We start from the raw sequence: 23,220 nt of genomic DNA, 5'->3' as shown, positions 1-23,220 counted from the left end.
ACGGACTTCACATGACCCCTGATCTGGAATGCGCCGACCTCGTCAAACGTTTCGGCGATACGACCGCTGTCCACAACGTCTCTTTCTCGGTGCCGCCGGGCAGCTTCTTTTCGATCCTCGGGCCTTCGGGCTGCGGCAAGACCACGATCATGCGGATGATCGCGGGGTTCCTCGACCCCAGTTCGGGCGATATCCGGATCAAGGGCGGCTCGGTGCTGGACACGCCCCCGAACAAACGCCCGGTGAACATGGTGTTCCAGCATCTGGCCCTTTTCCCCATGATGACGATTGCCGAGAACATCGGCTACGGGTTGCGCCGCCGCGGCATGGCCAAACCCGAGATCGCCCGCAAGGTCGATGAAGCGCTCGACCGGATTGGGCTGCCGGGCATCGGCGCGCGCAAGGTCGACGAGCTGTCGGGCGGGCAAAAGCAGCGCGTGGCCATTGCCCGCTGCATGGTGCTTGAGCCGGACGTACTGCTGCTGGACGAACCGCTTGGCGCGCTGGACCTCAAACTGCGCGAACACATGAAGGTCGAACTCAAGGCGCTGCAAGCCGCCTTCGACACCACCTTTGTCTATATCACCCACGACCAGTCCGAAGCGCTGGTCATGTCGGACCAGATCGCCGTGATGAATGCCGGCCGGTTCGAGCAGGTGGGCACGGGCCAGGACCTCTACTACCGCCCCGACACCCCCTTTGTCGCCGGTTTCATCGGCGAGTCGAACCGCTGGACCGGCCGGGTCGAACGGGCGGAGGCCGGCGCGGTGCAGCTGCGTACCGACAGCGGGCTGGCCATGCGGGCCACCGGGGCCACCCTGGCCGAGGGCGACAGGGCCGAGATCTTCGTGCGCCCCGAATCCATCCGGCTTGCCGCCAGTGCCGAGGCGCTGTCGGGCTTTGACAACCGGCTCGAGGGCACGGTGACGAGCCTGTTGTTCAACGGCGCCGCCAGCCGCGTGCTGGTCGAGGATGCGGCCGGCGAAACGCTCGAGGTGACCCTGCCGCAGTCCGGCGAATTCGCCGCGCTCAAGCGCGGCGACAAGGTGCATATCGGTTGGGGCGCGGGCCAGGCGACCTGCTTCGGGGCAAGCTGATGCGCAGCCAGTCCCGCATCGCCTTCTACCTGCTGCTGACGCCCCTTGTGCTGTGGCTGGGCCTGCTGATCATCATCCCGCATATCGACATGCTGCTGATCAGCCTGCGCGAACGCGTCAGTTTCGGCGTCTACGACCGCAGCCTCACGCAATACGAAAAGGCGCTGACCGAACCGCTCTACCTGCGGACCTTCGCGCGCACGGCGGTCATGTCGGTACTGGCGACGGCGATCACGCTGCTGATCGCCTTTCCGGTCGCCTATTACATCGCCAAGATGGCCAAGGGGCGGCTGCAACAGGTGCTTTTCATGCTCTGCCTGATCCCGTTCTACGTCTCGGAGCTGGTGCGCACCTTCGGCTGGATGATTCTGCTGCGCGAGACCGGGATCGTGTCGAACCTTTTGCAATGGACGGGCCTTGCCGATCAGCCGGTCGAGATGCTTTACACCGATGCCACGATGATGGTCGGCCTCGTCTATACCTCGATGCTGTTCATGGTGGTGCCGCTTGTCACGACGCTGGAAAGCCTGGACGACAGCGTGATCGAAGCGGGCTATGACCTTGGTGGTTCCGGTCTTTCGGTGCTGCGCGAGATCATCATCCCCCATGCCATGCCCGGCATCGTGTCGGGCTGCATCGTGGTCTTCATGCTGAGCCTCGGCAATTACCTGACGCCGACCATGCTGGGCGGCAAGGACAGCCTGTGGTTCACCGAGATGATCTACAACCAGTTCATCGTGCGATCGAACTGGGAACTTGGCGCCGCCTTCGGCTTCATGCTGCTGGTGCTGAGCTCCGTGATCGTCTGGGGCATGCTGCGCCTCACGGGCCGTACATTGAAGGAGACGATGGGATGATCCCGACGATACCTTCCTCGCGCGCCTTCCGACTGGTCTATGCCGGCTACGTGGCGCTCTTTTTCCTCTACCTCGCGCTGCCGCTGACGGTGGTGGCGGTCTTTGCCTTCAACGACAGCCAGTTCCCGTCGCTGCCCTGGGAGGGGTTTACCTGGAACTGGTTCTTCGGCGCCGAGCGGCCGCAGATCGGCGTTTTCCACGAACGCGGCATCCTGCGCGCGGTCGGCACCTCGGCCCTCGTGGCGCTCTGTGTGGCTGTGCTGTCGGTGGCGGTGGGCACGACCAATGCCTTCCTCTTCAACCGCTACGACTTTCGCGGCAAATCCGTGCTTTACGTGCTGATGCTGCTGCCGCTGGTGATCCCGGGGATCGTGCTGGGCATCTCGATCCTGGTGTTTTCCTCGACGCTGGCCAATGGCATCTGGGACCTGGCTCAGATGGACATCCAGGCGCTGCGGCCGGGGCTCTTGCTGGTGATCCTGGGGCAGTTCAGCTTTATCACCACGATCGCCACCCTTGTCATTTCGGCGCGGCTGCAAAAGTTCGACCGCACGCTGGAAGAGGCGGCGCTGAACCTTGGCGCGGACCGGCTGACGGCGGTGCGGACGATCACCCTGCCCTTCCTCGCGCCCGCGATGATCGGCGCCGTTGTCGTGGCCTTCCTGATGAGCTTCGAGAACTTCAACACCACGCTCATGCTGGTGGGCTCCGACGCGCCACTGACCATCGCCATGTTCGACCGGCTGAAAGAGGGCTCTACTCCGCTGCTCAATGCCGTGTCGCTGCTGCTGATGCTGGGCTCGTCGCTGCTGGCGCTGCTGGTCATTCTGTTCCAACGACGTCCCTGAACGCGCCACTCCGACAATACGACCGCAGCATTCCAATGGGTTGTGGCGGAGGCTCAGGGATTCGAACCCTGGGGACGCTCTCACGCCCAACGGTTTTCAAGACCGCCGCAATCGACCACTCTGCCAAACCTCCGTGGCGGGCATCGATACCCCCTGAAAAACGATTCTGAAAGCACGCACGACGGAAAAACCGCGCATTGGAACGATGCAGGCTTTTCAGACCGATCCCAAAACGTTACTCTCCAGCGGAACAAGGGACGTCAGAGCCCGATCAGAGGCAGATCAAAGCTGTTGCCGGATAACCGGTGCGGCGCCGCGTAACACGCGGCACAAGAGGCACGAGGCACAAGATGAGCAGTCTTTCTTCCAAAGGCAGAACCCTGCGAGCGTCCGTGATGGTAAGCGCCCTGTTGGTCGTAACCGGATGTTCCGAGGGGCAGATGCCGGGTTTCCTCAAGCCCAAGGGCGATGGCCAGCAGGTGTCGCGCGCCGCATCCGCACCGGGAGGCGCCCTGGCGACCGAGCGGGACGTAGAAGCGCCGGAAATCTTCTCGGCCAAGGAAGCGGGTCTCTGGGACGGACGTCCGTCGCTGGGCGGAGTCTGGGTCGCACACCCCGACGTCGAAGAGCCGGAACGCACGATCATCCGCAACACGGCGAACGGCAAGTTCGTCATCGGCGCATTGTTCCGCAAGGAGCGGTCGTCGCCCGGTCCGCGCATTCAGGTGTCCTCCGACGCGGCCGCGGCCATCGGCATGCTGGCGGGCGCACCGGCCAACCTCGACGTCGTCGCGCTGCGCCGCGAAGAGATGAAGGCACCGGAAGACGCCCAGGCCGACCCCTTGGCGATGGCAGCCGGCGGCGCCCTGCCTTCTGCTCCTGACGTGACCGAAGGCGCACTGGACCCGGTGCTGGACAGCGCCTCGCGCGCGCTCGACACCGCGTCGTCCACGGCTGACGACAGCATCATGCCGGTACAGACGGCGGCACTCGAACCCGCATCGGCCGCGGTTGCGCAACCCGCAGCAGCGCCGAAGCCCCCTGCGGCCTCGAAACTCGCCCGACCGTACCTGCAGATCGGCATCTTCTCGGTCGAGGAGAACGCCAACAACACCGCGACAGCCATGCGTCAGGCAGGCATGCTGCCCACCGTCAAGCCCGGCACGATGAAGAGCAAGCCGTTCTGGCGCGTTGTCGTTGGCCCTGCACAGACCGAGGCGGAGCGCGCGCAGCTCCTGAAAACCATCAAGTCGTCCGGGTTCGAAGACGCCTACGCCGTGTCCGACTGACGATGCGGGCGCCCGGTGCCTCTGTCCGGGCCACGCTGTCGACCGTTCACGAGACGAACCGTGCTGACAGGGCATCCGCGGCCCTTTTTGCCTTCCGTATCATCGTCATGCCCACGCGATCGGCCGGAGCTTGGGCCAACCGGTCGCGGAGACGTGTCCAGCTCTGGCCGGCTTCACAGGCGATCCGCCGCCACCGCCGGGTGACACAGCCAGCCACATGAGCGATAAACATCCCTGAGCAGAATCGAGCATCTACTCCGAGGCCCCCATGCGAAAAACGACACGCCGCCTTCTCGCCGCCGGCACCGCCATTCTTCTGGCCACGCAGGCCGCAGCATTCGACACGAAGGCCACCGCCGCGCACGTGATCGACGTGACCACCGGCACGGTCCTTCTGGCGAAGAACGCCGACGAAGCCGTGCCGCCAGCCTCCATGTCGAAGCTGATGACCTTGTACATCACGTTCGAGGCGATCCGCGACGGGCGCCTCTCGCTCGACGAACGGCTGCCGGTCTCGGAACATGCCATGTCCTACACCGGCTCCACCATGTTCCTGAACACCAAGGACCGGATTCGGGTGGAGGACCTGCTGCGCGGCATCATCGTGCTTTCCGGCAACGACGCCTGCGCCGTCCTGGCCGAGGCGCTGTCCCCCGACGGCACGGAAGCCGGGTTCGCGCGCCTGATGACCCAGCGCGCCCACCAGCTTGGGATGACCAATTCGACGTTCAAGAACGCCTCGGGCTGGCCCGCCGACGGGCATGTCATGTCGATGCGCGACCTGACGCTTCTGGCGCTGCACATCATTCAGGACTTCCCCGAATTCTACCCGATGTTCGGCGAAAAGAAGTTCGAGTTCGACGGTCGTGCGCCTTCCAATGTGAACAATCGTAACCCGCTGTTGTCTCTTAACATCGGGGCCGACGGGCTGAAGACCGGCCATACCCAGGAAGCGGGCTACGGGCTGGTGGGGTCGGCGAAGAACGACCAGCGCCGGATCATCTTTGCCATGACGGGTCTGGCCACCGCCGGCGAACGTGCCGAACAGTCCGAAGCAATCGTGAACTGGGCCTTCCGGCAATTCGCCGAACAGACCATCGTCAAGAAGGACCAGCCGATCACGCAGGCCGAGCTTTGGCTGGGTGCACAGGACCACGTCGACCTCGTCTCCGAAAAGGATATCACCCTCCTCCTGCCGACCATGACAGCGGGCGGCGTCACGGCAGAGGTCGTCTACACCGGTCCGATTCAGGCCCCGGTCAACAAGGGGCAGAGGCTCGCCGAACTCATCATCCAGCCCGAAGGTCTGCCCGAAACCCGTGTCCCGCTCGTGGCTGCGGGCGACGTGCCCGCGGGCGGTTTCATGGATCGGATGCTGACCGTCAGCCAGGTCCTGCTGAAACGGTTTTCAGACACACCCGATACAACCGGGGACGCAGGCGCCTCGTGAACGGCCGCGGTCATAGCGGGCTGTTCCTGTCCTTCGAAGGGATCGACGGCTCCGGCAAATCCACGCAAGCCCGCATGCTGGCGGAACGGCTGTCCGCGGACGGGATGACGGCACTCCTGACCAGAGAACCCGGTGGCTCTCCGGGCGCAGAAGAAATCCGGGCCCTCGTGTTGCAGGGCGATCCGGATCGCTGGTCCCCGGAAACAGAGCTTCTGCTGTTCACCGCCGCGCGCCGCGACCACATGGAGCGGACGATCCGCCCCGCTCTAACTCGTGGCGAGGTCGTGATCTGCGACCGCTTTGCCGATTCCACCCGTCTGTACCAGGGACGCCAGGGGCTGCGCGATACGGTCGACAAGCTGCACAACCTAATGATCGGGATGGAACCGGACCTGACCATCATCCTCGACATGGACCCGGAGGCCGGATTGTCACGGGCGAAAGCCCGCGCCACCGCCGAAGAGAGGTTCGAAGACTTCGGAATCGCGCTTCAGCTCCAGATGCGCGCGGGATTTCTTGCACTGTCCGAGGAGTTTCCTGCACGAATCCGCGTGATCGACGGCAACAGACGGCCGGAATACGTCGCCGCCGACATTCACGCCACGGTTATGGAGGCACTGGATGCCAGACCGTGACGCCTTTGCGGTGACGCACCGCGCGGACCTGCCCCGGGGGCCATTCCGTCATGGCTGACCCTGCAGACCTGCCGGAGCCGGACGCCGTCGAGGGCGCACCCCACCCACGTACCACCCTAAACCTGTTCGGTCAGGCGCAGGCAGAGAAGGATTTCCTGGCCGCCTTCAACTCGCAACGGCTGCACCACGCCTGGTTGCTCAGCGGACCGAGGGGCGTCGGCAAGGCCACCCTCGCCTGGCGCATTGCCCGTTTCCTGCTGGCGACACCTCCACAAGAGGACGACGGGCTCTTCGGCGCGCCACCACCGCCGGCAACGCTCGATATCACTGAAGATCATCCCGTCTCGCGACGCATGCTCGCGCGGTCCGAGCCGGGCCTTTTCCTGCTGAGACGCGGCCCTAACGACAAGGGCGACAAGCTGTCGGATCTGATCCGCGTCGACGAGGTGCGCAAGCTCTTCAACTTCTTCGCTTTGTCCTCTGCCGATGGCGGCAGGCGCGTCGTGATCGTCGACAGTGCGGACGAAATGAACACGCAAGCGGCCAACGCGCTTCTCAAGATGCTGGAAGAGCCGCCTGCGCGTGCCACGTTGCTGCTGATCTCGCACCAGCCCGCCCGGCTGTTGCCGACGATCCGGTCGCGGTGCCGCACGCTCCGCCTCGGCCCGCTCGAGGAGGGCGACATGCGCGCCGCACTCGATCAGGCACGGATCGACATACCCGCGGAAGACACGTTGGCCATGACCATGTTGTCCGAAGGGTCGGTCGGCACGGCGGTGCGTCTTTTCAACCAAGACGGTCTCGCACTGTACCGCCAGATCCTGTCGGTACTGGGCAGCCTGCCCCGTCTCGACCGGCCCGCTATGCTGGCGCTGGCCGAAAGTTGTGCCGGCAAGGGGCGTGAGGACCGCCTGTCTTTGGCGCTCACCCTGACCGACCGGCTGGTGTCGCGTCTGGCAAGAACGGGCGTGACCGGCCACACTCCACCCGAAATCGTGCCGGGAGAGGCGGAGATCCTGCTTCGGCTTGCGCCCGACAAAGCGCGCGGACGCGCCTGGGCGGAGGCAATCCAGACGACAGGCGACAGGGCAAGGCATGCGCGCGCCGTCAACGTCGATCCGGCCATGCTCATTACAGATATGTTTCTGCACCTGCAGCATGCAGCATAAAAACGAGGGTTTCAGAGGGCTGTTTGAACCGCGCCGCAAGGGTGACGCAACGTCATCTTGAAAAAGACGTTAACGATTTGTTAACCTTTGTCATAATGCGAACCGAACGGCTTTGCTCGGGGGAAATCGGGGCGAGTCGGTCGAGTGTTAGTGTGTAAAATGGTTACCAACCGGCCGATTACACCCCCTCAATCGGCCGGATTGTGCAACCCAAAGTTGACACGCGCATCATTTCAACGACATGAACACTTCGTTTGCCCTTCGGACCGGGCCTGCGCAACGCCCCTCCGATACTCTGCCCGTCAGACCAGTCCGCCCCTTATAAAACGGTCCGCAAGCTTGGCGTAGGCCTCCGCCATGAGCCCGTCGCCCAGAGCCACCGGCGTCCCCGCATCGCCCGACACGCGGGTGTCGAGGTCGATGGGCAACTGGGCCAGCAGCGGAAGACTGAGCCGCTCCGCCTCTGCCGCGACTCCGCCGTGACCGAAGATATGACTGTCCTTGCCGCAATGCGGACAGGTGAAGACGGCCATGTTTTCAATGAGACCCAGTACTGGCACCTTCAGCGTGGCGAAGGCATCCAATGCTTTCTTGGCATCGAGCAAGGCCACATCCTGGGGCGTGCTGACCACGATCGCCCCGGCAAGCTGCGACTTCTGCCCCAGTGTAAGCTGCACGTCCCCCGTGCCCGGCGGAAGGTCGATCAGCAGCACATCAAGTGGCCCCCAGGCAACCTGCATCAACATCTGCTGCAGCGCGCCCATCAACATCGGACCCCGCCAGATCACCGCCTTTTCTTCCGGCAACATGGCACCGACCGACATGAGGGTGACGCCATGCGCGTGCAGCGGCTCGATGGTCTTTCCGTCCGGGCTGGCCGGACGTTTGGTGATACCGAACATGCGCGGCTGTGACGGACCGTGGATGTCCGCATCCAGCAACCCGACCTTCTTGCCCGCGCGCGCGAGCGCGACGGCGAGGTTGGACGAAACGGTGGATTTCCCCACACCGCCCTTGCCGGAGCCAATGGCGATGATTGCCTTGACCCCCTCCGGCTTCATCGGCCCGGCCTGCGGCTGCATGTGACCGCCCATCTTGAGCGACGGGGCAGGTTTCGAAGGGCCGTGCGCCGTGAGCGCAACAGAAACAGAAGTCACGCCGGGAATCGCCCGCACCGCCGCCTCCGCGTCCGCCCTGACCGCCTCCATCTGCTTCGCACGTTCCGGAGTGGGCGCCTCGATGACAAAACGCACCGCGCCGCCCTCGACTACAAGCGCCCGGATCATGTCGGCCGAGCCCAAGGTTTCGCCCTCCGAAACCTTTACCCGCGCCAAGATTGATTCGACGTCCGCTTTTTCCAAAGTCATCGCCCGATACCCTTCCTTTTGCCGCTTTCAGTGGCGTTTACCCCGCGTCGCCTCAACCGAAGACCGAAATGCTGCACACCAAGCTTGCTAAATAATAAGCAAAACTCGCATGTTGTATGCACATTCCGCATGGCAGCATTGTCGATGAGGGCGTTGTGCACCCGCAGCATTTGCTCCATCTTTGGATCAACCGAGGCAGCAACGCCAACAGAGGCACGTAATCATGGCACACGCAACCGAATACACGACGCAGCCCCAAAGCGCTTTGACCAGCTTCTCCGGGATCGTCGAAACCATCCGCGCACGCCGCGCACGTCGCAAGGTCTTCAACCAGACTTTCCGTGAGCTGTCGTCGCTCAGCAACCGCGAACTGGCCGATCTGGGCCTTGGCCGCAGCGAAATCCGTCGCGTGGCCTACCAGGCGGCATACGAACTCTGAATTCGGCTAGGGGCACTCCTCCTCCCGCCCCTTCCGTCTTAGGCGGTGCATCCTCTCCTCCTCCCTGGATGCACCGCCACAAGAAACAACGGGCCGACAGGCCCAGAGATGCAAGCCCCCTCTCCTCCTCCCTGGGGTCTTAGCATCAGCGGCGGCGCCTCTCCTCCTCCCTGGCGCCGCCGCGCAACGAACAAAGGCCTTCGGGCCAGACTATGCCTGACCCCTCTCCTCCTCCCTGGGGTTCGAGCATAAGCGGCGGTGCCTCTCCTCCTCCCTGGCACCGTCGCACCCTACAACGGCCTTCGGGCCAGACTATGCCTGACCCCTCTCCTCCTCCCTGGGGTTCGAGCATAAGCGGCGGCACCTCTCCTCCTCCCTGGTGCCGCCGCACTCCATTTCGGATCGAGGCCCCTCTCCTCCTCCCTGGGGCGCTCGTATACTCAGCCCGCGGTGCCCGTCACCGCGGGCTTTTTTCATGCCAGCCGGATCCCGATGTGGTTCTGCGTTGTTTCCCCTCAGGCCCCGGTTCCGCAAGAAACGGGTTCGCCCGGGCGGGCGGGCCGCCTTTCCGAAGGAAACAGGTCCGTCCCGACCGGCGCCAGGACGCCAAAGCCTTCCCCTTCCCGCCGCCATTCGGTAACAGACCCCAAAGAACACGAGGTCCCAACATGCCTTTGGAAAAGACATTCAACGCCGCAGAGGCAGAACCGCGTCTCTCGGCCAAGTGGCTCGACAGCGGAGCCTTCCGCGCCGGCGCCAACAAGTCGCGCGACGAGTCGTTCAGCATCATGCTGCCGCCTCCGAACGTGACCGGCGCTCTGCACGTGGGCCACGCCTTCAACCACACCCTTATGGACATCCTCGTCCGCTGGCACCGGATGCGCGGGTTCGACACCCTCTGGCAACCCGGGCAGGACCACGCGGGCATTGCCACCCAGCTTCAGGTCGAAAAGAAGCTGAAGGCGGAAAAGAACGTCCGCCGCACCGATATGACCCGGGCGGAATTCCTGAACCATGTCTGGGACTGGAAGACGCAGTACGGCGGCACGATCATCGATCAGATGAAGCGCATCGGCGATTCCTGCGACTGGGACCGCAACGCCTTCACCATGTCCGGCGCGCCCGGTGCGCCGGAGGCTGACAGCCGCGGCAACTTCCACGATGCCGTCATCAAGGTCTTCGTCGACATGTACCAGAAGGGCCTGATTTACCGCGGCAAGCGGCTGGTGAACTGGGACCCGCACTTCGAGACCGCCATTTCCGATCTGGAGGTGGAGAACATCGAGACGCCGGGCCACATGTGGCACTTCAAGTACCCGCTCGCGGGCGGGGCGACCTATGTCTACGTCGAGAAGGACGAGGACGGTAACGTCGTCTTCGAGGAAGAGCGCGACTACATTTCCATTGCCACCACCCGGCCCGAGACCATGCTGGGCGATGGTGCCGTCGCGGTGCATCCCTCCGATGAGCGGTACGCCCCCATCGTCGGCCAGTTGTGCGAGATCCCGGTTGGACCGAAGGAACACCGCCGCCTGATCCCGATCATCACCGACGAATACCCTGATCCGACTTTCGGCTCCGGCGCGGTCAAGATCACCGGGGCGCATGACTTCAACGACTACCAGGTGGCCAAGCGCGGCGGCATTCCGATGTACCGTCTGATGGACCGCGCCGGGTACATGCGTGACGACGGCGCGTCCTATGCCGAGGCTGCCGAGATTGCCATGGCCGTGGCCAAGGGCGACCGGACCCTGACAGAGGCAGAGACCGACCTCATCAATCTCGTGCCCGACCACCTGCGCGGGCTCGACCGCTTCGAAGCGCGCGAAAAGGTCGTGGCGGAGATCACCGCCGAGGGTCTGGCAGTGATGACGGAGCCCACCGATCCGCGCCTCGGCAAACCAATCAAGGCGCCGGTCGCTCCCGAAGAAGGCGGCGAGGATCGCTCAGAAGAACTCGTGCCGCTCGTCGAGTCCAAGCCGATCATGCAGCCCTTTGGCGACCGTTCGAAGGTGGTGATCGAACCGATGTTGACCGACCAGTGGTTCGTCGATGCCGAGAAAGTCGTCGGCCCGGCGCTGGACGCGGTCCGTTCCGGACGCATCACCATCATGCCGGAGTCGGGCGAAAAGACTTACTACCACTGGCTGGAGAACATCGAGCCTTGGTGCATCTCCCGTCAACTCTGGTGGGGCCACCAGATCCCGGTCTGGTACATCCCCGGCGAGGAAGACTGGTTCCCGATCTGCGCCGCGACCGAAGCAGAAGCGCTTGAAAAGGCCGTCGCCATGTCGGCCGAAGGCACGGAATTCCGCGTCGTTGCCGACGCCGCCGAGGCCGCCGAAGTGCTGGTCCAGCTGCGCGAGACCATGGACGTGGCCGACGAGGGCACGATCCGCACCTTCGACGGTCCGATGCAATTGCCGATCTTCCGTGACCCGGACGTTCTGGACACATGGTTCTCGTCCGGTCTCTGGCCGATCGGGACCCTTGGCTGGCCGGAACCGACCGAGGAGATGAAGCGCTACTTCCCGACGGACGTGCTGATCACTGGCTCCGACATCCTGTTCTTCTGGGTGGCGCGCATGATCATGATGCAACTTGCCGTGGTGGACGAGATCCCGTTCCACACCGTCTACCTGCACCAGCTCGTCCGCGACGAGAAGGGCAAGAAGATGTCCAAGACGACCGGCAACGTCATCGACCCGCTTGAAATCGTGGACGAATACGGCGCCGACGCACTGCGGTTCACCAATGCGTCCATGGCCTCCATCGGCGGCGTGCTGAAGCTGTCCGTGGACCGGATCGCGGGATACAGGAACTTCGGCACAAAGCTGTGGAACGCGTGTCGCTTCGCAGAGATGAACCACGTCTTCGACTCGCACGAAAGCGCCGCGGACCCGGCTTGGGTGGTGCCCGCCCAGCAGACGGTGAACAAGTGGATCGTCGGCGAAACAGCCCGTGTCCGCGAAACCGTCGACCTCGCGCTGAAGGAGTACCGCTTCAACGATGCGGCCTCGGCGCTCTACGGCTTCGTCTGGGGCAAGGTCTGCGACTGGTACGTTGAATTCTCCAAACCTCTGTTCGACGCGGAGAATCCCGCCGTCGTGACAGAAACCCGCGCCACCATGGCCTGGGTGCTGGACCAGTGCCTCATCATGCTGCACCCGATCATGCCCTTCATCACCGAAGAGCTTTGGGGCACGCTGGGCGAGCGGTCCAAGATGCTGGTGCACGCCGACTGGCCGACTTACGAGGCCTCTGCCGCGGTGGATGAAAAGGCCGATGCCGAAATGTCCTGGGTCATTGCGCTGATCGAGGGCGTCCGCTCTGCCCGCGCGCAGATGCACGTGCCAGCCGGCCTTTACGTTCCGACGCTGGTCAATGGCATGTCCGACGACGAACGTGGCGCGTGGCAACGCAACGAGGTGCTCATCAAGCGCCTCGCCCGGATCGAGAGCATGGACGAGGTCCGGGCCTTCCCGAAGGGCTGCATCACCATTCCCGTGGGGGCCGCCACACTCGCCTTGCCATTGGCCGACATCATCGACGTGGCCGAGGAAAAGGCACGGCTCGAAAAGACGCTTGGCAAGCTGGCGAAAGAGCTGGGCGGCCTGCGTGGACGTCTGAACAATCCCAAGTTCATCGAGTCCGCGCCCGACGAAGTGGTGGAGGAGGCGCGCGACAACCTCGCTGCGCGAGAAGCCGACGAAGCCAAGATCAAGGACGCCTTGGCCCGTCTCTCCGAACTGGGCTGATCGAAGGAGCGGCCCCGCCTCGGCGGCGCGGCCAATCAGCCCGTCGAACTGCTGTGACGCCGGTCAGACAATGGCCGGCGTCATGCGTATGAGGGTCGGCCCATCGGCGGAGAAGGCGGCGGTCAGGGCGTCCTGCAGCGCCGTCAGGCTGTCTGGCTGGACCGCCTGAGCCCCGTACGCGCGGGCAAGCGCCAGCCAGTCCGGATTGCGGGCCACCACGGAATTCGGTGCGATCTGGCTGCGCACCATGGCGTCCCGGATCTCGCCCAGTTCGGAGTTGTCCCAGACGAGGATCGGCAGCGGCAGGCCCAGTTCGACGGCAGTGCCGAGGTCTGGCAGGGTGTATTGCAGGCCATAGTCACCGAGGATGGCGCAGGTGGGCATTCCGGGCCGTGCCACGGACCCGCCGATCGCCGCCGGCAAGGCGTAGCCAAGCGTCCCGAATCCGTAGGGGTGATGCCAGTGTCCGGCGCGCGGCATGTCCCAGACCTCCTTCGCGCCGTAGGCGAACTGCGTCATGTCCGAATAGATCATGGCGTCGTCCGGCATGACCGCCCGAAGCGCCTCCGCAACTTCGACGATACCGGGGCGTTCCGACATTATTTCCGCCCGCCATGACGCGCGCTGCCGGGCGACAGCCGCCGCATCCCAGCGCGGGCGCCGGTCCTCTGTCCGGGCCGGGATCGCCACGGCCATCGCGTGCAAAAGAGCGCCGGCATCGCCACAGACCGCCATGTCGCCCGCCTTCAGGCCGGACAGGACCTCCGAGTCTATGTCCACGCGGATCATCTGGCCGCTGTGCCCTGGCTCGTCTCGCCACAGGTCGACCTCCGACAGTTCCGTCCCCAGCGCCACGACCAGATCCGCCTGGGCAAAGACCTCCGCACTGGAAGGGCGTGCGAGGGAGGAACCGAAGTGCAAAGGGGTGTCCCCCGGCACGATGCCCCGCCCCGCGTACGTCGTGAAGCTGGCCGCACCGGTCATGCGCAGCACATCCGCCGCGACCTCCGCACCGCCCCGCGCACCGCCGCCGAATACGAAGAGCGGTCTTTCGGCTGCCAGCACGGCGTTCACCACCTCCGTCATCCGGCTATGGGACACTTGGGGCAGACCGGTCGCCACACCGGGCGCGGGCGCAGGCGCCACGGCCTGCTCCAGGAGCGAGATCGGCACATGCAGGGCTTTGGGCCGGGGGCGCGCGGCCGCGAACTCACCCAGCGCGCGGTCGATGAGGGCATAGGCGGCTTCCGGCGAACGGGCCTCCTCCGACCAGTCGCAGACCGAGGCCCCCGCCCCGGTCTGGTTCAGCATCTGGTGCAACTGGCCGCGCCGCGCCGCCACTTCGTCGAGGCAGGATGCCACGGCCAGAACCGGCACGCTGTCGCTGTAGGCCTGTCCCAGCGCCGTCATCGCGTTGACGAAGCCCGGCCCGGTGATCAGGTAGCAGACGCCCGGCCGACCGGATGCCCGCGCGTAGCCATCCGCCATAAAGCCGGCCCCTTGTTCGTGACGCGCCAGTACGTGATGCAGCCCAGCTTCTTCGAGCCCGCGATAAAGCTCAACGTTGTGCACGCCGGGGATGCCAAACACGACCTCCACCCCGCGCGCCTTCAACGCATGGCTGATTTCCGCCCCAAGGGTTCGCATGTTAACCTCTCCAGAACCTGATGGTGAACAGGGTGAACACGACCAGCAACTCCAGCCGGCCAGCGAGCATGGCAAAGCTCAGCACCCATTTAGCGCCGTCCGACAACCCCGAGAAGTTGCCCGCGGGACCGATCTGGTCGCCCAGCCCCGGCCCGATGTTGGCCAGCGCCGTCGCCGCGGCAGACACCGCCGTGATGAAGTCGAGCCCAAGGAGGCTCAGAACCACCGAAAGCACGCCCAGCGACACCACGAAGAAGACGAAGAAGCTCATCACCGAGCTCATGACCTCGGGACCGATGGGACGGCCTTCGTAGCGCGGGATAAAGACGCCATGCGGGTCGCGGATGCGACGCAGCTGCACCCGTATGGAGGCGAACAGAAGCTGGTAGCGGAAGATCTTGACCGAACAGGCCGTCGATCCCGCGCAACCGCCGATCAGCCCGATGAAGAAGAACATCGCCACCAGAAAGGCGCCCCATTTCATGTAGTCGACGCTGGAATAACCGGTGCCTGAGATGATCGAGGTGATATTGAACAGCGCCTCACGGACGGCCTGTTCCGGGTGATGCGGAAACACCGTCAGAAGCGTGATCGTCGTGACGACGGACAGCACCACGATCACACCCACGAAAGCGATCACCTGGCTGTCGTGCAGCAACGCACGGTTGTTGCCGTTCATCATCTGGACGTAACGGACAAACGGCAGGGCCGCCAGGATCATGAACACGGAGGCCACATATTCCGCCGGTCCCGAAAACACACCGAAAGAGGCGTCGTAATTGGCAAACCCCCCGGTCGAGACGGTCGTCATCGCGTGTACCGTCGCGTCGAATGCGTTCATGCCCGTGAAGATGTAGGCGATCGCGCAGAACAGGGTCAGCGTTATGTAGATCGTCGAGATGGAGGATGAGATCTCGGTCGCGCGGGGCAGGATCTTGCCCATGGTTTCGAACGCCTCGGAGCGAAAGATCTGCATCCCGCCGACACGCAGCTCTGGCAGGAACACCATGGCCACGACAATGATTCCGACGCCGCCCAGCCATTGCAGCAGGCCCCGCCATAGCAACAGGCCCTTGGGCAGATCGTCGAGCCCAGAGAACACGGTGGAGCCGGTGGTCGTCATGCCCGACATCGCTTCGAAATAGGCGTCGGTGAAGCTGGCTTCGGTGGCGCCAAGCACGAAGGGCATGGCACCGAATACCGGCAACGCCGCCCAGACACCCGTGGTCAACAGGAATGTCTGCTGAATGGTCAGCCCCTCTTGCACACGGTTGGCACAGGCAAGCGCGATCAACCCGCCGGTTGTCATCGTGACGATCGCGCTTTCGAGGAAGACATGCCATTCCCCCCGCCCTTCCGCGAAGTCGACAAGCATAGGCAACAGCATGCAGGCGCCCAAAGCGGCCACCAGCAGGCCAATGACATAGGCGACAGGACGGATATCGAACATGACCGGAGCCTTGGGGCGCGCGCGCGACGCTGTCAAGCTGGGCCGCATGGCTCTCTCGCTCACGCAGGGCCTGTCACGGCAGGGCCGAGGTCAGCGCATCCCCGGTCGTGTTGGGCGATTTTTGGGTTGCCGTCTTCAGGATCGGAGAAGCGCGTGCCCCGGAAATGAGGGGCTATCCCGCCGTCGGCGCAAGTGTCGAACGGCGGCAAGCCGGAGGCTCCGCCGAACTTCCCCCCAATGTACCCGAGCAGGCGCGTCGCATTGTAGTGCCCCCGCGACCGCCCGTCAGCTTGCCCGAAGATCGCCACGCCCACGAAGGCCGCCGGCGTCCGGCAGCTTTCAGAACAGCATTGCCACACCGAGGTTTGCGCGCCCGTCAGATCGAATACGGACGTGCCGCGAAGGCGATGATCCTTTGGCTCGTCCATTCCGTTCCCCGCAAAGCGTCCCGCCAAGGTGCTTGGCCAGCGCCCCGGGGTCAAGCCTGAAGCAGGTCGCGGAAAACGTGTGGGAGGATGTCGTCGCGGGTCAATCCGATCCTTTCCAGATCGGAATCGCTGAGCGTTTCCAACTCGATGATCTGGCGCAGGCGGGCGCGTCTGAGGCTGCCGGGATTAAAGCCAAGCCCGCGCTCGGCGAGAAACCAGTCTATCTTGTTGTAGAGAGAAACATGCCCGATCCGGAGCTGCACATTGTCTCGAGTCATTCAGGAAACCTTCTCCAAACGGTTGCTGGTTTCCTCCCACGCGCCTCAACCTAGCGCTTTTCCGGTTCAGAAAAGGTAGACGAAGCGAAACACCCCGGTCGACATGGCCGAATGCGCAAAAAAACGCCCGCCTGAAGGGCGGGCGCATGGTCGTTTTGCCGGGTCCGGATCAACTGACGTGGAAAAGCGTGGAGAACAGGCGCGGGTCCAGGCTTTCGGCCTCGAACAGATCGCCTTCGGTCAACACGGACACCGCATCGTGGCTGTGCAGGCTTTCCTGATGGCTGGCGACCACGCGGAAATCTCCGACACGGGGATCGGCCAGCATCTGTTCTGCGAACAGACGCGCCGCGTCTTCGACGAAGATTGGGTTGGCGGCGTTGAGCTCTGCAAAGGCCTGCTCGTCCTCGCGCTTGACCATGACCTGCGTCTCCGTGGGAACGGCGCGGCGGCACATGTCGATCAGGTCCTCGAACCAAAGGCAGTCGCCCGGCTTCACATCGACCGACACACGCGCCACCGACCGTTGGGAATGCGGCGTTGCCAGTTGTCCACGCTCCCGCCGGGCATGTTCGGACAGCTCCAGCGAGCAGGGACAAGTGGACGAATAAACGTAGTCGAGGTGGATGATCTTGCAGCGTACGCCATCCTTTTCCACCAGTTCCAACGCGATGTCGTAGTACTGGTAACCCGACAAGCCCGACCGCAGGCTTTCGACCTTCACGGGGAAGGAGAACGCCATGTTGATACGCGCGTCGAAGCTGTCCAGATCCGCCTTGTAGTCGTCCAGCGCGGCTTCGATCACGCCGAAACTGAACGTCTCGTCCGCGTGGGTGTAAAAGGACCGCATGATGCGGCTCATGTTGATGCCCTTCTTGTCGGCATCGAGGCTGACGGTCCCGGTCACCGACGTTTCCAGCATCAGCGCACCGTTGTCGCGTGTGCGGTAACGGATCGGCAGACGGAAGTTCGAGATGCCCACGTGCTGGATCATGCGCTTTGCGCCGCGGATCAGCGAAGACGGGCCGTTCTGCAAGTCAGGCAGCGACGCGATGTAGTCCCCATCGGTCTGGAAGTCTTCGGGGAAGGCGCGGGACAGATCGGGATAACCGTCTGCCACCGCATCCGGCGCCAGATGTTTCAGCGCGGGATCGAGCGCGTCGATCTCGGAGTCGTGGGCTTTGCCCGTCCACTGGCGCAGGACGGCAAGCGCGGCCTCCGCGTCTTCGCGACTCAGCTTCCGGTCGATTTCGGGTGTGTGCACATTCATGAAGGGTTGTCCCCTGCCCATTACTTCCACCGCCTAACCTATGTCTGCGCGGCGGAAAATCCAATATCGACTAGTCTACGTGTCTAACCGCCCTCCGGTTCACTTTTAGAGCGACTTTATGCAGACTCCAACGCTTGAAGCAGGTCGGAAAGGATGTCTCTTGTGTCTTCCAGCCCGACGGACAGACGAACCAGACCCGGCGTGATTCCCAGAATGTCCTTCTGTTCCTGCGGCAGACGCTGGTGCGTGGTGGTCGCGGGATGGGTCGCGATGGTCTTCGCATCCGCGAAGTTGTTGGAGATGAGCACGATCTCGAGCGCGTTCAAGAAGCGAAAACACGCGTCCTTGCCGCCCTTGATGTCGAAGCACAATACAGTGCCCCCCGCCTCCGACTGCGACCGCGCCAACTCATGCTGCGGATGCGCGGCGTGCGTCGGATACCGGACATGGTTCAGCTTTTCGTGGCCGTTCAGTGCTTCCGCGAGCGCCATTGCCCCCTGCGCCTGCGCGCGAACCCGCAGTTCGAGCGTTTCCAGCGCCTTAAGGTGCGTCCAGGCGGTAAACGGGTTCATCGCGCCGCCCGAATGCTTCATGTAGGCTTCGATGGGTCCGCGGATCAGTTCCTTCGGGCCGCAGATCATACCGCCCAGCATGCGCCCCTGTCCGTCCACATGCTTTGTGGTCGATACGATGGAGATGTCGGCGCCGCACGCCCGGGCATAGGAATAGACCGGCGTTGCCATGGCGTCGTCGCACAGAACCAGCGCGCCCTTGGCATGGGCGACCTTGCAGACATGCGCGAGGTCGATCACCTCAAGCGTCGGGTTGGAAATGGATTCGAGGAAGACCAGACGCGTATCGTCTCGAACAGCCGCTTCCCATGCCGCGTTGTCCGTGCCGTCGATCAGTGTAACCTCGACGCCAAACCGGGCCAGCACGTCTTCCAGTACGTAAAGACAGGACCCGAAGAGGGCCCGGGACGCGACAACGTGGTCTCCGGCCTTGGTCAGCGCCATCAATGCGCCGTTCACCGCCGCCATGCCGGACGCACAGGCAAAGCCGTCCTCGAACCCGAGGTAGCCGGACAGGCGTTCTTCGAACATGCGCATGGTCGGGTTGCCGTAGCGGGCATAGATGAACTCGTCGTCGCCCGCCTTGACGAAACGGGCCTCGGCCGCCTCGGCCGTCTCGTAGACGAACCCCTGCGTCAGGAAAATCGCTTCCGACATCTCGCCCCATTGGCTGCGTTTCGTGCCGCCATGCACGAGCCGGGTGCGTTTGCTGCGTTCCATGTTGTTGATCCTTCCAACAAAAAAACCCCGTTTCGGCCAAGCGAAAGGGGGCTTTCGGCTGACCTCTTTAGCGGCTTTTGACAGGTCTGGTCCGTCGTACCAGAAGTGCCGAAACGCAACGCCTCACACTTCTGCCCGACACGAATGATGCCCGCCGTGGCCCGCAATCCGGTAACAAATCGCCACGCGGGCACGCATAGAGACGTTAAGGACACATTTCAAGAGCGTCACAGAGCGGTCACCGCGCTTTCATCAATCTTTCGCAGGCTGAAGCTACGGGTCATCCACAAGATGTAGTGGGACGCTGCCATGCCAATGCTACGCATCACTGTGACGGACGGCGAACCGCGCCTGCATGGCGCCACGACGCCGCTGTCGCCCACCCTGCGCCGGGCGCTGGCGGAAGACCCGGGGCCGGTGACCGTCATGGTGCACGGCTACAAATACCTGCCCGGCCACCCGAAGCACTGTCCGCATCGCACGATCTTCGCACGTGTGCCCTCTGTCACCGATCCCCGGGTTGTCAGTTGGCCAAGACACCTCGGCCTGCGCGGACAGCATGGCGAGGGGCTGGGCATTTCTTTCGGTTGGATGGCACGGGGCACGATCTGGGACGCCCACGCCGAAGCCTTGGTCGCCGGACATGCACTGGCGCGCCTCGTGGCCGAGATCCGACGCATCGCCCCCGCCCGGCCCGTGAACCTTGTCGCGCATTCGCTGGGCGCGCGTGTCGCCCTGACCGCCATCGGATACGGCAATCCGGGCGCGGTCAGCCGCGCCGTCCTGTTGGCTGCGGCGGAATACGCCGGGGTGGCCTGCTCGGCCCTGAGCGGCGCATCCGGCCAGGCAACGCAGGTATTGAACGTCACCAGCCGCGAGAACGACCTGTACGATTTCCTTCTGGAACGGCTGGTGCCGCCGACCATTCCGCAAGACCGGATGCTGGGCCACGGCACGCCCCGCCTGCCGAACCTCGTGACGCTGCAACTCGACGACCCGACCAGCCTGAAGACGCTGCGCGCCGCAGGATTTCCCATAGCGGAACCCCAGCGCCTGGTCTGTCACTGGTCGCCCTACCTGCGCGCAGGAGTCTTCCCGCTGTATGCTGCGTTTCTGTCGAATGACCTCCCCCTCGGACGGCTGCGCGCGCTCCTGCCGGAGACGGGAACCCCACGTTGGTCCCGGATCCTGCCCCGCCGTCCCATGCGTGCGCCTTTGGCCCTGCCCGCCGAATGACCAACCTCGCGTCCCAAATTTCGGGAGACGGCCATTTCCCGCTAAACAATTCGCCCGCAATGTGACTTTGGTTCGATCCGGATGTTGCGTTTGACCGCCAAGGCCACGCATCATTATGCGGACAGCAAGGAGCCCCAGCCAAAGTGTACGAATTCCTTTTCCAGGCCTCAGTATTCCTCGCCGCCGCCGTCATCGCGGTGCCCATCGCGTCCCGTCTGGGCCTTGGCTCTGTCCTTGGTTACCTGCTCGCCGGGATCGTCATAGGGCCCGGACTGGGGCTTGTGGCCAACACCGACGACCTGCGCCATTTCGCGGAATTCGGCGTGGTCATGATGCTGTTCCTTATCGGTCTGGAACTCGAACCACGGGCATTGTGGGACATGCGGCATCGGCTGATTGGCCTCGGCGGTTTGCAGATCGTGCTGACCACTGCGGCGATCATGTTGGGGTCGATCGCGCTTGGTCTGGCATGGCAGACGTCGCTTGCCATCGGTTTGACGCTGGCGCTCTCTTCTACCGCCATCGTGTTGCAGACGCTGTCGGAAAAGGGCCTGATGCAGACCAACGGCGGGCGGTCTGCTTTCTCCGTCCTCCTGACACAGGACATCGCGGTGATCCCGATGCTGATCGCCCTGCCCCTGCTGGCGGTCATGCCATCCGTCGCGATCAATCCGGATGGCAGCATCCGACGGGCAACGGACGCGGCGCATGCCGCCGATCACGCCGGTGACGGCCACGGCGCAGCCATGTCGCTGGTCGACGGGTTGGAAGGCTGGCAGGCGGCGCTGGTCACGCTCGGGATTATTGCGGTCATCATTCTGGCCGGGATCTACGGCGCCCGCCCTCTGTTCCGGTTTATCCACTCCGCGCGCCTGCAGGAGATGTTCACCGCCGTCGCCCTGCTGATCGTCATCGGCATCGCCTTCCTGATGACGCTGGTCGGTCTGTCCCCCGCGCTCGGCACATTCCTTGCAGGCGTTGTGCTGGCGAACTCCGAATTCCGGCACGAACTGGAATCGAGTGTCGAGCCGTTCAAGGGCCTGCTGCTGGGGCTTTTCTTCATCACCGTCGGCGCCGGGATCGATGTGGAGCGCCTTGCCGAAGAGCCGTTCCTTGTCGTCGCGCTCGCCGTGGCGGTCATCGTCATCAAGGGGGCCGTGCTGTATGGCCTTGGCCGCGCCTTCGGGCTGAGCCGCCGCGGCCTCTGGCTGTTCACCTTGGGGCTTGCGCAAGCAGGTGAGTTCGGCTTCGTCCTCGTCTCATTCGCACTTCAGCTCGACGTGTTCCCCGAGCCGCTGGCAGACCGGCTACTTCTGGTCGTCGCGCTCTCGATGATGATCACACCACTCCTCTTCCTGTTGTTCGATCACCTTGCGCGCAAGTTCCAAGAAAATGCCGAAACCGCCGAAGCGGACGAGATCGACGAGGAAGGCCCGGTCATCATCGCAGGTATCGGACGGTTCGGGCAGGTCGTGAACCGGCTGGTGCAAAGCTCCGGCTACCGGACAGTGGTGCTCGACCACGACATGCAGACCATCCAGCTCATGCGTCGCTTCGGCTTCAAGGGGTTCTTCGGCGACCCGACGCGCCCGGAGCTGCTGCACGCGGCCGGACTGGGATCGGCGCGGGTTCTGGTGGCTGCTCTGGACGATCACAAGGCCACGACCAAGCTGGTCGCTTACGCCCGGCGCATCCGGCCCGATCTGCACATCGTCGCCCGCGCCCGCGACCGCAACCACGTCTATGCGCTCTACCAGGCCGGTGCAGACGACATCGTACGCGAAATGTTCGACAGCTCTCTGCGCGCGGGCCGTTACGTGTTGGAGAATATCGGGATGAGCGAATATGAGGCCGCCATCGCCGAAGAGACGTTCTACCACCATGACCGCAACACGGTCCGTGAACTTGCCAAATTGTGGAATCCGGGCGTGCCTGCGTCCGAGAACGAGCCCTATATCGCGCGTGCAAAAGAGCTGGAAAAGGAACTGGAGACAGCCCTGTTCACGGCGCTGGACGAGCGCGGGAAGAAGGACGTGGCCTAGGCCGGCAGTGTCTTGCCGGCAAACGGGCCGGGCAAGTCAGGTTTCAGCACAAGAAAAAAGCACCCCTCGCGGGGTGCCTTTTCAAATTGGATATCGGTCAGACGTTACGCAGCGCGCAGGCCCAGGACCTCGTCCACCTGCTTGGCGGCAGCGGCTTCATCGCCGGTCACAGCCGCGACCTCGCGGGTCAGACGCTCCAACGCGGCTTCGTAAAGCTGACGCTCGGAATAGGACTGCTCGCGCTGGTCGTCGGCACGGTGCAGGTCGCGCACCACTTCGGCAATGGCAATCAGGTCGCCCGAGTTGATCTTCTGCTCGTACTCCTGTGCGCGGCGCGACCACATCGCCCGTTTCACCTTGGCTTTGCCCTTCAGCGTCTTCATCGCTTCGCTCACCACGTCAGGAGAGCTGAGCGAACGCATACCGACTTCCGACGCCTTGTGCGTGGGAACGCGCAGGGTCATTTTGTCCTTCTCGAAGGAGATCACGAAGAGCTCGAGGCTGATGCCGGCGATCTCCTGCTCCTCGATCGACACGATCTGTCCGACGCCATGCGCCGGGTACACCACATAGTCGTTAGGACGGAATTCGGCTTTTTTCGCTTTGGTCATATATTTCATTCCTCGCAGCACCGACAGGACAAGCGCAGGGTGGAGATAGCAGAGACA

General features: G+C 63.8%; 19 protein-coding genes and 1 tRNA gene. 11 read left to right on the top strand and 9 right to left on the bottom strand.

Going from position 1 to position 23,220, the window contains the following annotated elements:
* Positions 1-11: 11 nt before the first annotated feature.
* The 3 genes from ABFK29_RS08545 to ABFK29_RS08535 are packed head-to-tail and all read left to right on the top strand — an operon-like array spanning position 12 to position 2,802.
* On the top strand, positions 12-1,097 hold the full coding sequence (locus ABFK29_RS08545) for an ABC transporter ATP-binding protein (RefSeq protein ID WP_005857042.1): 1,086 nt from the start codon (positions 12-14) through the stop codon (positions 1,095-1,097).
* Positions 1,097-1,954, top strand: a complete 858-nt coding sequence (locus tag ABFK29_RS08540; RefSeq protein WP_040604328.1) for an ABC transporter permease — start codon at positions 1,097-1,099, stop codon at positions 1,952-1,954. Before ABFK29_RS08545 ends, ABFK29_RS08540 begins: the two co-directional genes overlap by 1 nt.
* Positions 1,951-2,802: an ABC transporter permease gene (locus tag ABFK29_RS08535; RefSeq protein ID WP_005857038.1), complete on the top strand. Its 852-nt coding sequence runs from the start codon at positions 1,951-1,953 to the stop codon at positions 2,800-2,802. The genes ABFK29_RS08540 and ABFK29_RS08535 overlap by 4 nt, the downstream gene beginning before the upstream one ends.
* Positions 2,803-2,845: 43 nt before the next feature.
* Here ABFK29_RS08535 and ABFK29_RS08530 read toward each other — a convergent pair.
* Positions 2,846-2,935, bottom strand: a tRNA-Ser gene (locus tag ABFK29_RS08530).
* Between the two features lie 262 nt (positions 2,936-3,197).
* Here ABFK29_RS08530 and ABFK29_RS08525 point away from each other — a divergent pair.
* From ABFK29_RS08525 to ABFK29_RS08510, 4 genes are all read left to right on the top strand, one after another.
* A complete protein-coding gene (locus ABFK29_RS08525) occupies positions 3,198-4,091 on the top strand; it encodes an SPOR domain-containing protein (protein ID WP_005857036.1) in 894 nt (297 codons plus the stop codon).
* 268 nt (positions 4,092-4,359) lie between these two features.
* Positions 4,360-5,541 (top strand): D-alanyl-D-alanine carboxypeptidase family protein, encoded by a 1,182-nt coding sequence (locus ABFK29_RS08520; RefSeq protein ID WP_005857031.1) that lies wholly within the window; start codon positions 4,360-4,362, stop codon positions 5,539-5,541.
* On the top strand, positions 5,538-6,176 hold the full coding sequence (gene tmk / locus ABFK29_RS08515; protein ID WP_005857029.1) for a dTMP kinase: 639 nt from the start codon (positions 5,538-5,540) through the stop codon (positions 6,174-6,176). Before ABFK29_RS08520 ends, tmk begins: the two co-directional genes overlap by 4 nt.
* Positions 6,177-6,226: 50 nt before the next feature.
* Complete coding sequence (locus ABFK29_RS08510) at positions 6,227-7,345, top strand: DNA polymerase III subunit delta' (protein WP_005857027.1); 1,119 nt, start codon at positions 6,227-6,229, stop codon at positions 7,343-7,345.
* 302 nt (positions 7,346-7,647) lie between these two features.
* Here the strand turns inward: ABFK29_RS08510 and ABFK29_RS08505 are convergent, their stop codons facing one another.
* Positions 7,648-8,712 carry an Mrp/NBP35 family ATP-binding protein gene (locus ABFK29_RS08505; RefSeq protein ID WP_005857025.1) on the bottom strand — a complete coding sequence of 355 codons (1,065 nt, stop codon included), beginning with the start codon at positions 8,710-8,712 and terminating at the stop codon, positions 7,648-7,650.
* A gap of 223 nt (positions 8,713-8,935) precedes the next feature.
* On the opposite strand from ABFK29_RS08505, the gene ABFK29_RS08500 reads away from it, so the two are divergent.
* Both ABFK29_RS08500 and ABFK29_RS08495 read left to right on the top strand, forming a co-directional pair.
* Positions 8,936-9,151, top strand: a complete 216-nt coding sequence (locus tag ABFK29_RS08500; RefSeq protein WP_005857023.1) for a DUF1127 domain-containing protein — start codon at positions 8,936-8,938, stop codon at positions 9,149-9,151.
* Between the two features lie 668 nt (positions 9,152-9,819).
* The gene (locus ABFK29_RS08495; protein ID WP_005857021.1) at positions 9,820-12,909 is read left to right on the top strand and encodes a valine--tRNA ligase; all 3,090 of its coding nucleotides are present in this window, start codon (positions 9,820-9,822) and stop codon (positions 12,907-12,909) included.
* A gap of 63 nt (positions 12,910-12,972) precedes the next feature.
* Here ABFK29_RS08495 and ABFK29_RS08490 read toward each other — a convergent pair whose 3' ends face one another.
* The 6 genes from ABFK29_RS08490 to ABFK29_RS08465 all read right to left on the bottom strand — a co-directional run bounded on the left by ABFK29_RS08490 (position 12,973) and on the right by ABFK29_RS08465 (position 19,274).
* Complete coding sequence (locus ABFK29_RS08490; RefSeq protein WP_005857019.1) at positions 12,973-14,556, bottom strand: thiamine pyrophosphate-binding protein; 1,584 nt, start codon at positions 14,554-14,556, stop codon at positions 12,973-12,975.
* Position 14,557: 1 nt separating this feature from the next.
* Positions 14,558-16,006, bottom strand: a complete 1,449-nt coding sequence (locus ABFK29_RS08485; RefSeq protein ID WP_005857017.1) for a TrkH family potassium uptake protein — start codon at positions 16,004-16,006, stop codon at positions 14,558-14,560.
* 59 nt (positions 16,007-16,065) lie between these two features.
* On the bottom strand, positions 16,066-16,434 hold the full coding sequence (locus ABFK29_RS08480) for a hypothetical protein (RefSeq protein WP_005857006.1): 369 nt from the start codon (positions 16,432-16,434) through the stop codon (positions 16,066-16,068).
* A gap of 50 nt (positions 16,435-16,484) precedes the next feature.
* Complete coding sequence (locus tag ABFK29_RS08475; RefSeq protein WP_005857004.1) at positions 16,485-16,712, bottom strand: hypothetical protein; 228 nt, start codon at positions 16,710-16,712, stop codon at positions 16,485-16,487.
* Positions 16,713-16,881: 169 nt separating this feature from the next.
* A complete protein-coding gene (gene folE2, locus ABFK29_RS08470; protein WP_040604274.1) occupies positions 16,882-17,982 on the bottom strand; it encodes a GTP cyclohydrolase FolE2 in 1,101 nt (366 codons plus the stop codon).
* Positions 17,983-18,098: 116 nt separating this feature from the next.
* Positions 18,099-19,274: an aminotransferase class I/II-fold pyridoxal phosphate-dependent enzyme gene (locus ABFK29_RS08465; RefSeq protein ID WP_005857000.1), complete on the bottom strand. Its 1,176-nt coding sequence runs from the start codon at positions 19,272-19,274 to the stop codon at positions 18,099-18,101.
* A 309-nt stretch (positions 19,275-19,583) separates the two neighbouring features.
* Between ABFK29_RS08465 and ABFK29_RS08460 the strand changes: the two genes are divergently transcribed.
* Together ABFK29_RS08460 and ABFK29_RS08455 are read left to right on the top strand one after the other, a co-directional pair.
* A complete protein-coding gene (locus tag ABFK29_RS08460) occupies positions 19,584-20,510 on the top strand; it encodes an esterase/lipase family protein (RefSeq protein ID WP_040604273.1) in 927 nt (308 codons plus the stop codon).
* Positions 20,511-20,653: 143 nt separating this feature from the next.
* Entirely contained in the window at positions 20,654-22,552 is a 1,899-nt protein-coding gene (locus tag ABFK29_RS08455) for a monovalent cation:proton antiporter-2 (CPA2) family protein (RefSeq protein ID WP_005856996.1), read from the top strand.
* 104 nt (positions 22,553-22,656) lie between these two features.
* Here ABFK29_RS08455 and ABFK29_RS08450 read toward each other — a convergent pair whose 3' ends face one another.
* Positions 22,657-23,163: a CarD family transcriptional regulator gene (locus ABFK29_RS08450; protein WP_040604327.1), complete on the bottom strand. Its 507-nt coding sequence runs from the start codon at positions 23,161-23,163 to the stop codon at positions 22,657-22,659.
* Positions 23,164-23,220: the final 57 nt, after the last annotated feature.

Origin of the sequence: Sagittula stellata E-37 (genome assembly GCF_039724765.1) — a bacterium.
Classification (GTDB): Bacteria; Pseudomonadota; Alphaproteobacteria; order Rhodobacterales; family Rhodobacteraceae; genus Sagittula; species Sagittula stellata.
Note: the sequence above shows the minus strand (reverse complement) of the source record. Positions and strands in the feature narration are given on the sequence as shown.